General features: G+C 50.0%; 11 protein-coding genes. 10 read left to right on the top strand and 1 reads right to left on the bottom strand.

Features of this window, described 5'->3' with window-relative positions:
- Positions 1–140: 140 nt before the first annotated feature.
- The 10 genes from rfbD (at position 141) to J7L64_08050 (ending at position 10294) form a co-directional block, all read left to right on the top strand.
- Positions 141–1022: a dTDP-4-dehydrorhamnose reductase gene (gene rfbD / locus J7L64_08005; protein MCD6452285.1), complete on the top strand. Its 882-nt coding sequence runs from the start codon at positions 141–143 to the stop codon at positions 1020–1022.
- 107 nt (positions 1023–1129) lie between these two features.
- On the top strand, positions 1130–2089 hold the full coding sequence (locus tag J7L64_08010) for a GDP-mannose 4,6-dehydratase (protein ID MCD6452286.1): 960 nt from the start codon (positions 1130–1132) through the stop codon (positions 2087–2089).
- A 2-nt stretch (positions 2090–2091) separates the two neighbouring features.
- A complete protein-coding gene (locus J7L64_08015; protein MCD6452287.1) occupies positions 2092–3060 on the top strand; it encodes a GDP-mannose 4,6-dehydratase in 969 nt (322 codons plus the stop codon).
- A 2-nt stretch (positions 3061–3062) separates the two neighbouring features.
- The gene (locus J7L64_08020) at positions 3063–4052 is read left to right on the top strand and encodes an SDR family NAD(P)-dependent oxidoreductase (protein ID MCD6452288.1); all 990 of its coding nucleotides are present in this window, start codon (positions 3063–3065) and stop codon (positions 4050–4052) included.
- Positions 4045–5394: a DUF92 domain-containing protein gene (locus J7L64_08025; protein MCD6452289.1), complete on the top strand. Its 1350-nt coding sequence runs from the start codon at positions 4045–4047 to the stop codon at positions 5392–5394. The genes J7L64_08020 and J7L64_08025 overlap by 8 nt, the downstream gene beginning before the upstream one ends.
- A 134-nt stretch (positions 5395–5528) precedes the next feature.
- On the top strand, positions 5529–5795 hold the full coding sequence (locus J7L64_08030) for a GlsB/YeaQ/YmgE family stress response membrane protein (GenBank protein MCD6452290.1): 267 nt from the start codon (positions 5529–5531) through the stop codon (positions 5793–5795).
- 330 nt (positions 5796–6125) lie between these two features.
- Positions 6126–7877 carry an NFACT family protein gene (locus J7L64_08035; GenBank protein MCD6452291.1) on the top strand — a complete coding sequence of 584 codons (1752 nt, stop codon included), beginning with the start codon at positions 6126–6128 and terminating at the stop codon, positions 7875–7877.
- A 24-nt stretch (positions 7878–7901) separates the two neighbouring features.
- Positions 7902–9089 carry a hypothetical protein gene (locus J7L64_08040; protein ID MCD6452292.1) on the top strand — a complete coding sequence of 396 codons (1188 nt, stop codon included), beginning with the start codon at positions 7902–7904 and terminating at the stop codon, positions 9087–9089.
- Between the two features lie 7 nt (positions 9090–9096).
- On the top strand, positions 9097–9660 hold the full coding sequence (locus J7L64_08045; protein ID MCD6452293.1) for a DUF4416 family protein: 564 nt from the start codon (positions 9097–9099) through the stop codon (positions 9658–9660).
- Positions 9647–10294 carry a thioredoxin family protein gene (locus J7L64_08050; GenBank protein MCD6452294.1) on the top strand — a complete coding sequence of 216 codons (648 nt, stop codon included), beginning with the start codon at positions 9647–9649 and terminating at the stop codon, positions 10292–10294. The genes J7L64_08045 and J7L64_08050 overlap by 14 nt, the downstream gene beginning before the upstream one ends.
- Before the next feature lie 12 nt (positions 10295–10306).
- On the opposite strand, the gene J7L64_08055 is transcribed toward J7L64_08050, so the two are convergent.
- Positions 10307–10462: hydantoinase B/oxoprolinase family protein (locus J7L64_08055; GenBank protein MCD6452295.1), on the bottom strand; the 156-nt coding region annotated here is incomplete at its 5' end.

Consider the following 10462-nt stretch of genomic DNA (forward strand, 5'->3'; position numbering starts at 1 on the left):
AAAGAATCTCGGCTGGGAACCCGCTCACTCTTTCGACGAAGCACTCAAGGCAACGGTCCGCTGGTATCAGGAAAATGAACCCTGGTGGCGGAAGATAAAGGAGAATAGCCCCGCCTTCAAAGAGTTCTATCAGAGGTGGTATGGAGAGAGGAAGTAGGGTCCTTGTCTTAGGGAGCTCGGGACTTCTTGGCTCGGAGCTCCTCTTTCTTCTTAAAAAGAGGGGGAACCCTGTTATCGGCTTCTCCCGAGCCGATCTCGACATCACCGACCCCCAAGCTTCTCTTAAAAAGATCGTGGAGGTCGAACCCGAGGTGGTGATAAACTGCGCCGCCTACACCAAGGTGGATAAAGCGGAAGATGAACCGGAGCTCGCCTTTCTCGTAAATCGGGATGGCGCTAGAAACGTCGCCCGGGCGGCGAAGGAGGCGGGGGCGAAGATCGTCTATATAAGCACCGATTATGTCTTCGACGGAAGAAAAAACACCCCCTACCGCGAGGACGATGAGATAAATCCCCTCTCCATCTACGGACGCTCCAAAGCGGAGGGGGAGCGGGCGGTGATGGAGGAAAACGAGGATCATCTGATAGTAAGAACAAGCTGGCTCTATGGAAGAAAGGAGCCGAACTTCGTATTAACCATCCTCAAGAAGGCAAGGGAGGAATCGTCCCTTCGGGTGGTGGCAGATCAGGTAGGCGCTCCCACCTATGTCCACGATCTCGCTTATGGAATAGTCTCTCTGGTAGAAAAGAATGCTTCGGGCATCTACCACTTCACCAATTCTGGAGAGGTAAGCTGGTATGAATTTGCCCTGAAGATCATCGAGCTCGCTGGGATCAACGGGCTCAACATAATCCCCATAACCACTGAGGAGGCGGAGAGGAAGGCAATCCGTCCTAAGTATTCTGTTCTCGATCTTACCAAAACGAGCCACCTTCTGGGAGACCGCCCCCGGAGGTTTGAAGAGGCGTTAGCCGAGTTCTTGAATAGCTACCAGAAAAAAAGAGGGGAGGTTAGCTGTTGAAAAAAGTTGCCAAGCACCTACTTTTCAGGGTAAAATGTATAATCTCTTGGGAATACCCCAAAAAGTGGCGCATTAATGTCTAATACTATCGAGTGGAGGAAGTGGAAATGAGGGTTCTCATCACAGGGATAACGGGATTTGTAGGAAGTCATTTGGCTGATTATATCTTGAAAAATCACCCCGAAGCGGAGATATACGGGACAAAGAGATGGCGTAGTCGTACCGAGAACATCGAGCATATCAAGGACAAGATCAAGATCCTCGAGTGCGATCTCAGGGATGGTTATTCAGTGAGGAGCCTCCTTGAAGCGATCCACCCGGACAAGATATTCCATCTGGCTGCTCAGAGTTTCGTGCCCACCTCGTGGAACGCTCCCGCGGAATCGCTCACCACCAACATACTCGGCGAACTTAACATCTTCGAGGCGGTAAAACAGTTGAAGATCGATCCTTGGATCCAAGTAGCCTGTTCCAGCGAGCAATATGGCTTGGTCTACGAAGATGAGCTTCCCATCAAGGAGACGAACCCTCTTCGCCCATTGAGCCCCTATGCAGTGAGTAAAATAGGCCAGGACTATTTAGCCTATCAGTACTATATGAGTTACAAGATGAAGATCGTAAGAACACGGGGTTTTAATCACACGGGACCACGAAGGGGAGATGTCTTTGTATGTTCCAACTTCGCCAGGCAGATAGTGGAGATAGAGAAGGGGAAGAGGGAGCCGGTTCTTTATGTAGGAAACCTCGATGCCCGGCGCGACTTCACCGATGTGCGGGATATGGTACGGGCTTACTGGCTCGCCCTCGAGTATTGCGATCCCGGCGAGGTATATAACATCGCCAGTGGAGTAGCTTACTCCATAAAGGAAGTGATAGATATGCTACTTTCGCTAACCGATGTCAAGATAGAGATAAAGAAAGACCCCTCCCGGCTCCGTCCATCCGATGTTCCGGTTTTGATAGGCGATAGCACCAAATTCCGGAAAAAGACCGGTTGGAAGCCGGAGATCCCATTCGAACAGACGCTCAGGGATATTCTGAACTACTGGCGCGAAAAGATAAGATAGCAATGCGTGCTTTAATAACCGGCATCGCTGGGTTTGCCGGCAGCCATCTTGCCGATCTTCTCGCATCCCTCGGCTATGAGGTAGGAGGGGTAGATTGCCCTGGTGTGCCACTAACCAATCTCACTCATCTGGGAGAGAGGATTAAGATATATCAGGTAGATATCACCGATGGCGAGGGAATAAGAAATACGGTAGCTGAAATCTCTCCCGATATTATCTTCCATCTCGCCGGTATCAGCAATGTCTCCTCCTCCTGGTCCTCCCCTATCAAGACCTTCGAGGTGAATATAACCGGCACCTTTAACCTTCTGAAGGCGGCGTCCTCTCTTTCCCCACATCCCAAGGTGCTTCTGGTGAGCTCAGCTGAGGTATACGGGGAAGTACCTGAGGAGAAACAGCCCATTGACGAAAGCTTTCCCCTTCATCCTCTAAGCCCCTATGCGGTAAGCAAAGCTTCTCTGGAACTCCTCGCTTACCAATTCCTCAAGGTGGAGAAACTCCCCGTATCCATTGCCCGGCCTTTCAATCACACAGGACCGAGACAACGGGAGAACTTCGTCTGCTCCTCATTTGCCAAGCAGATCGCCGAGATCGAGGCGGGGTTAAAGGAGCCGATAATAGATGTGGGAAACCTCGAAACAAGAAGGGACTATTCCGATGTGAGGGACATTGTTCGGGGGTATCTAAGCATAGTGAATCGGGGGAAGGAAGGTGAGGCTTACAACTTAGCCTCCGGGGAAGCTTATCCCATCAGTGAGATCCTCGATATACTCTTATCCCTCTCAAAAGAAAGGATAGAGGTACGGCAAGATCCTTCAAGATATCGCCCCGCAGATATCCCTTTAATATTGGGAGATGCCGACAAAGCCAACCGTGAGCTCGGTTGGAAGGCAAAAATACCATTGAGAGAAACGCTTGCTGACATCCTCTCTTACTGGCGAGAGAGGGTTAAGAAGAAAGGAGAAGATTAAAGATGGCTATCCTGGTCACCGGAGGAACCGGCTATCTGGGAAAAAGGGTAGTCAAAAGGTTGGTCGAGGAGGGAGAAGAGGTGGTCCTCCTTGTGCGGAGAAGCTCCAACCTTACCCATCTACCTTCGGATATAAGAAGGATTTACGGAGATATCACCGACTACCACTCGGTAAGGGAGGCGATGAGGGGATGCGACCGGGTGCTCCATATGGCGGCATTGGTCAAGATGTGGGTAAGACCCCGTTCGTTATATGAGTTGGTAAATGTCGCGGGATTTAAGAACCTCATTCGAGCGGCAAAAGAGGAGGGGATCTCGAAGTTCATCTATACCTCATCGTTCATTGCTTTGGGTCCGAGCGATGGTAAGGTCCTCGACGAGAAAAGCGTAATCGAGCGCGATAGGTTCTACACCGATTACGAACGGACGAAATACTTCGCTCATAAAGTGGCAAAGGAGGCGGCGGAAGAAGGGTTTCCCATCGTTATCCTTTATCCCGGGGTGATATATGGACCAGGGGAGCTGACCGAGGGCAACCTGGTCGCTGGCATCATCCGGGATTTTATCAACCGTAAGCTACCGGGAAAATTGGGGAAAGGGGATAAGAAGTGGTGCTATGCCTTCATCGACGATGTCGTCTCGGGTCATATCTCGGCGTTGAAAAAGGGCAAGCCAGGCGAGGGATACATCCTTGGTGGAGAGAATAGGAGCGCCAATGAGTTCTTCGCCCTCTTAAGTGAGCTTACCGGCATCGAGCCCCCAAAAAGAAGCATTCCCTATTTTCTGGCATCGATGATGGGTTATTTTGAGGAGATGTTGGCGCTACTCTTTGGTAGATACCCCAACCTCACCCATGGCGTGGTGAAAACCTATATGCACGATTGGGCATACTCAAGCAAAAAAGCGATCTCCGAGCTCTCCTATTCCATAACCCCTCTTCGCGAGGGGCTTTCCCGCACCATAACCTGGCTCAGGGAGGAGGGATATGCCTGATAAAGGAATGTCGCAAGAGAACCTAAGAAAAACGATCCATGTGACAATGGGAGGGTTCGCCCTTCTCCTCCGCTGGCTAACGCCCTTTCAGGCTTCCCTCTGCGCCATCGCTGCCTTCCTCCACAATTACTTTATCCTCCCTCGCACCTTAGGAAAAAGGATCTATCGAAAAGAGGAGATAATCAAAGGGGTTCCCACTGGAATTCTCGCTTACCCCTTATCCGTATTGATATTGATCTTGCTCTTCTGGGGGAGGCTTTACCTCGCAGCTCTTATCTGGGGAATTATGGCTTTCGGGGATGGATTTGCTACTATCCTCGGAGCTACCTATGGGAAAAAGAAACTCCCCTGGAGCAGGGACAAAAGTTATGTCGGCTTCTTCTCCTACCTCATCTTCGGAACACTCGGGGCATCATTTCTCCTCTGGTGGACCGCGCCCAAAGGGCTTTTTTCTCTTTCCACCATACTTCTTATATCCTTCGCCACCACCCTTTTTTCCGCCATAGTTGAGACAATTCACTTCGGTCTGAACGATAACTTCATCGTTCCCCTGCTTGGGGCTGGTTTTCTCTTCCTTCTCCTAAGAGCAGATTTCGGCTTGCTCTTGGTTAAAAAAGAGCTCCTCCTAAAAAATTTGGGTTGGGGTGCGCTCATAAGCCTGACCGTTGGTGGAATAGCCATCTTGATGGGGTTTGTCGATCTATCCGGCTTTCTCGCCGGGGTGGGGATCGGAACTACCATCTACGCATTTACCTCACTTCCGGGCTTTGTTATCCTTTTCTCCTTCTTCCTGTTAGGCTCAGGGGCAACCAAAATGGGCTATCAAAAGAAAGAGAGACTGGGGATGGCTGAGGCAAAAGGTGGAGCTCGAGGGGCAGTCCATGCACTGGGAAACTGTGCCTTTCCCTCCCTTCTCGCTTTCTTCGCCTTTATCTCCAAGGATAACCAACTTCTTCTTCTCGCTTTCATCACTGCCTTTGCCACCGCCACCGCTGATACCCTCTCCACCGAAATAGGGGGACTTTACGGGAAGAACCCAATCCTCATAACCACCCTCCGCCGGGTACCACCGGGAACCGAGGGAGCGATCTCCTTTGCCGGAACCCTGTCCGGCGTTCTCGGGGCGGTGGTAATCTCCTTAATAGGCTATGCCTTGCATCTAATCCCTCTTAAACTCGTCCCGGTGGCGGTAACCGCCGCCTTCTTTGGGAACCTTACTGAAAGCCTCCTTGGGGCGATTTTGAAAGGGGAGAAAGAAGTGAGTAATGAAGGTCTAAATTTCCTCAACACCGTTGTGGGCGCCTTTCTCTCATTCCTCCTATTTTATGTTTTTTACTCTTGACAGGTATTCAAATGTGAGAGTATATTAATTTGTAAAGGAGGAGCTGCTATCACAGATATTCATAATAGTGTTTTCCGGAAGGCCTAATTCAAAACGGGGAGGAGGCAGGTTTTAAATTTGGGGAGGGATGAGCGATGCTATATATGACGTTTACCTCGTTTTTGACCCTTTTGATCATCAGCCTGGTGGTTACCTTTTTAAAGTACTATGTGTTTAAGAAGAAGTTAGCAGATGGTATATGCGGCTTCTTCTATGGTTGGGTCCTTGGTTGGCTTGGAGGCTGGCTCGGCACCCCAGTATTCGGTAAATGGGGTTGGATGTGTGGTAAGGTCTGCATCATCCCAGCGATAATCGGCTCCTTTGCGCTTCTCAGCCTCTTTTACCACTGGTTCAAGAAGTAACGCTGGGATGGGGAGGTAGTTTCAACCTTCTTTCCTGCCTCACTCCCCCGGAATTAATGGTTTTGTTAATAAAAAGGAGAAAAATTTCTTCCGCTTCTCAAGCCCTTAAGGGGAGCGGATATTTTTTAAGTGAAGGAGGCATCCCCTATAAGAAAGAGAACCTTCTTCGCTTCTCCGCCTCATAGACATCTAAACGCATAAAAATAGGCAGACTGACAGACATCCAAAATCGAGGAGACTAACTGTATCAATAAAAGCCATACCAAAACCCTCGATAAAATTGACAATAATCAAAGCCGGCATTAGAATTGAACCACCTGAGGTAAAAAGATGGATGCGATAACCTTGAGCTTCCTTCTCACCGAGCTAAGAGAAAGGGTTGTTGGGTGGCACATCTCGCGATTCGAACCGCTCGACAATGGATTCTCCCTCTCCCTTAGAGGAGAAGGAGAAGAAGCGGTCTTTATCTTCGATCTCTCCCCCAAAATGCCCGGTATCTTCCTCGCTGAAAGGGAGCCGGAGAAAAGCGAGAGAAGCTCCCCCTTTCTTCTTCTGCTGAAAAAATATCTTCCGGGATCGAGAATAAACGAAATAAGGCAGGTGGAGCTCGATCGGGTAGTGATATTTTCCTTCACTGCTCACTCACCGATGAAGATGGAATACCAACTGATCTTAGAGCTTATACCCAAAAAACCAAATGCAGTTCTAACCGACGCCTCTTTCACCATAATAGGAACAGCGAAGAACATCAATAACGAGAAAAGAAGCCTACTTCCGGGCGGAAAGTATAACCCCCCGGAGATAGGTGAAAAGGAAAATCCCTTCGCCATCAACGAGGAGAGGTTCAAGGAATTAGAAGAGCAATTCCAAGAAGAGGATGGGGTTAAATTCCTCGTCTCACACTTTCTCGGGATCTCCCCCCTATTCGCCAAGGAGATTGTAAAAATCGCCGAGGAGAGGAAAATCCCTCTTTCCGCCTCCTTCTTCTCCTTTGTCGAGCGATTGAAAAAGGAGAAACCCTCTCCCACCATCTACTATCCCGAAATGGCGAAGCTCCCTATAGAGCATCAACTCCTCGACTCCGAGACAGCGATGACCCCATTCCCCTTCCAATCCTTAAAAGGGCTCATCGCGGAGTATTTCCCCGACTTCATCACCGCCTCAGCCGCCTTCTATCAGAAACAGAAAGAGATAGAGGCTTTCCTAAAGGGGCGAAGGGAAATCAAAAAAGCCCTTGAAAGAAACCGGGAGAGGCTCTCTTCACTCATCAAAAACCTTAAAGAGGATCTAAGCCGGTCGGAAAGAGCGGAGGAATACCGGCGTTATGGGGAGCTCATCATCGCCAATCTGAACCGGCTTAAGGGAAGAAAAGGAGAAGAAAGGATCAAGGTAATAGACTACTACCATCCAGAACAAAAGGAAATAGAGATACCGATAGAGCCCACCCTCTCTCCGAGAGAGAACGCCGAACGATACTTCAAGCTGGCGAGCAAGGCGGAAAAAGGGAGAAAAGTGATCGAAAAAAGGCTCGCCGAGGCGGAAAAGAGGTTATCGAAAATAGAAGGCTTGATCCAGTCCCTTGAAGAGATCGACTCTCCAGAGGAACTCTCCGAGCTTGAGGGAGAACTTATAAAACTTGGCTTAATGCAGAAAGAGGGGAGAAGAACCAAGGAGAAAGAGGAACGAAAGCCCTACCGGCGGTTTATCTCCTCAGAGGGGTGGGAGATCCTGGTGGGAAGAAGCGCAAAGGACAACGATATCCTTACCTTCAAGGTAGCCCGCCCCGAAGATTTCTGGCTCCACGCATCGGAGGCGAAGGGAAGTCATGTGGTGGTGCGAAACCCCGAAAAAAGGGAGGAGCTACCAGCAAATACCCTGAGAGAAGCGGCGGAGATCGCCGCCTATTACAGCAAAAGAAGGAACTCAATCTGGGCATTCGTCCATTATACGAAGAGGAAATATTTGAAGAAGCCAAAGGGGTTTCCCCCGGGAAAGGTCCTCCTCCTCCGGTATAAGGCGCTTACGGTAAAACCGGGTATTCCCGAAAAAATAAAGGAGGCACTTTCCTCGACTTCGATATAAATTAATATTGGGAGGAAAAAACCGATGAAGAGTTCAACTGCCTGGGCAATGCTGATTGCCATTCTTATCTTCGCCTTTATTGGCTTTTACTTCCTCTTCTGGGAGAGAATAACCGAACGGGATATCCCCAAGCTGACAAAGGCGTTCGTCGCAGTCCAGAAAGAAGGAGAACCTTATGCCACCAATGCCCCGGTTTTCGGAAAATATGGGGATAAGATCATCCTCCATGCAGTAGTGGTAGGGATAAAAAGAGGGGAAAAGGAGCCAACCTATTTCACCTATGCCCCAGCGCTTATCATCAACGGGAAAAGGATACCTCAAAAAAGGATCGAGCACTGGCAAAAGAAATGGGGAGACTTGAAGATCTTCTGGTTTAAGATAGAGCCCCTACTCCTTCGGGTAAGAAAGAAGGATTTCGAAAAAGAGAACAAGATAGCCTACCATGAAAGCTACCTCCCCAACTGGTCAAGCTACTGGGAGCACGAAGCACATCTCGCCCCCACTTACGACTTCTTTGAGAAGCCAAAGCTGAAGGAGACCGAAGCGCTTATCATCCGCCAAGAGGCGGAGGAGGAGCGGATAGGAACGATGCGGTTCAAGATCCGGGTGGCGTTGTTCAAGAGGGGGAATCGGATTGTCCCCATAAGGAGGGCAGTTGCTCCGGGCATAGAGCAATTCGATGATCTCGGGATAACAGATGCGGTAACCAGGGTAACGGTAAGAGGAACTGGGGACGATCTTCTTTCCTACTTAAAGGCTTATTACCATCTACCCTATCTCGATTTCTCCGAGCCCTTCCCTCTTCGGATGAAACGGGTGGAGCGGTTTATCGGCGTCGATTCGATAACCGCGGTTCTTGGGGCAGCGAGGCTTATGGGATACGAGCTCCCTCAGGGTGATACCCCGCAATCCATATTGAGGAAACTGGCTACCTTGAAGTACAGTCGGGTAATCGTGGGGGACGATGGCATCTGTCATCCTATCGCTTCCCCGAAGATGAGGATACGGTTTGGTCCCTTCGGGGTCAAGGTAGGTGATATCCTGCTCTCGGAGGACCATGCCGGCGTGATCGTGGCGGATAAGGGAGAAAAAGGGGCTCTTGACGGGGATGACATCATCCTCCATGCTTATCACAACCCGTTGGGGTTTGATCCCCTGGCTCAGGCATTTATCAAGCCGTTCTTCATTCTCAGGCTGGAGAAAAGAAAATAGGGGGTAGATGGGGAGGATCAAGGAGCCAACACCGGTAAAGCTATTTTTCGGGGTGATAACCGGTTTCCCGAACACCCTTCCTCGGCTGAGAAAGGAGCTTACCGAACGCTTTGGCGAGATAGATATAGAGGAGGGGGGAATACCGTTCACCTTCACCGAGTATTACCAAAAGGAGATGGGAGGAGGGCTCTTACGATGGTTCTTAGGGTTCGAAAGATTGATAGACCCGGGCGAACTCGCCGGGATAAAGAGGTTTTCAAACGAGCTCGAGGATGCCTGGCGGGAAAGGGTAAGAGATGTCCCCCGGCCAATTAACCTCGATCCCGGGTATATCTCCGCCTCCAATATGGTGCTTGCCTCAACCAAGGATTATGCCCATCGGATCTATCTGGGAAAGGGCATCTATGCGGAGGTGGAGTACCTCTTTAAGAAAGAGGGGATAGGGTTTCTTCCCTGGACCTATCCCGACTACCGAACAGAAGAATATCAACGCTTCTTTCAAGAGGCGAGAAGAAAATATCTCCTTAAACTGAAAAAGATAAGAAAGGGAGAACAAGATGACCTTCATTAACGAAGAGGATAGAAAGGCAATAACGAAGGAATTCGAGAAGCTTGAAGAGAAGGCGAAGTTAATCCTCTTCACCCAGAAGCTTGAATGTCGTTACTGTGAGGAGACGAGGATGCTCCTTGAGGAGGTAGCTTCGCTCTCGGATAAGATAGAGCTCACCGTTTACAACTTCCTGGTGGATAAGGATCAGGTAGCCAAATACAAGGTGGATAAGATCCCGGCGATTGTGATCGAGGGAAAGAAGGATTACGGCATCCGCTACTATGGGATACCCTCGGGATACGAGTTCGGCTCGCTGATCGAGGATATAATCGATGTATCCCGGGGAAAGACCGATCTCGCTGAGGAAACGAAGGAGAAACTCGCTACCCTGGCTACGCCGGTTCATCTTCAGGTGTTCGTAACCCCTACCTGTCCTTATTGCCCCCAGACGGTGAGACTGGCTCATAAATTCGCCATCGAAAGCGATCTGGTAACCGCGGATATGGTGGAGGCGATCGAGTTCCCCTATCTTTCCCAACGCTATGAGGTGAGCGGGGTACCGAAGACGGTGATAAACGAATACCACCACATCGTAGGGGCTTATCCGGAGCCGATGTTCATCGAGGAGGTGTTGAAAGGGGCAACCGGCGGATAGAATAAAACCTCCCTATTCCGGGAAGCCATAACCACCACCCCCGGGGGTCTCGATCCTCAAGATGTCCCCGGGGGCTACTTTTATGTTTACCTTTGAGGGAAGGGAAATCTCCCCTTTCTTCGTGATCAGGGTATTCTTCCCCACCTTCCCCGGAAGACCTCCGGAGAG

It is taken from the genome of Acidobacteriota bacterium (assembly GCA_021161905.1).
Taxonomy (GTDB): Bacteria; Acidobacteriota; B3-B38; order Guanabaribacteriales; family JAGGZT01; genus JAGGZT01.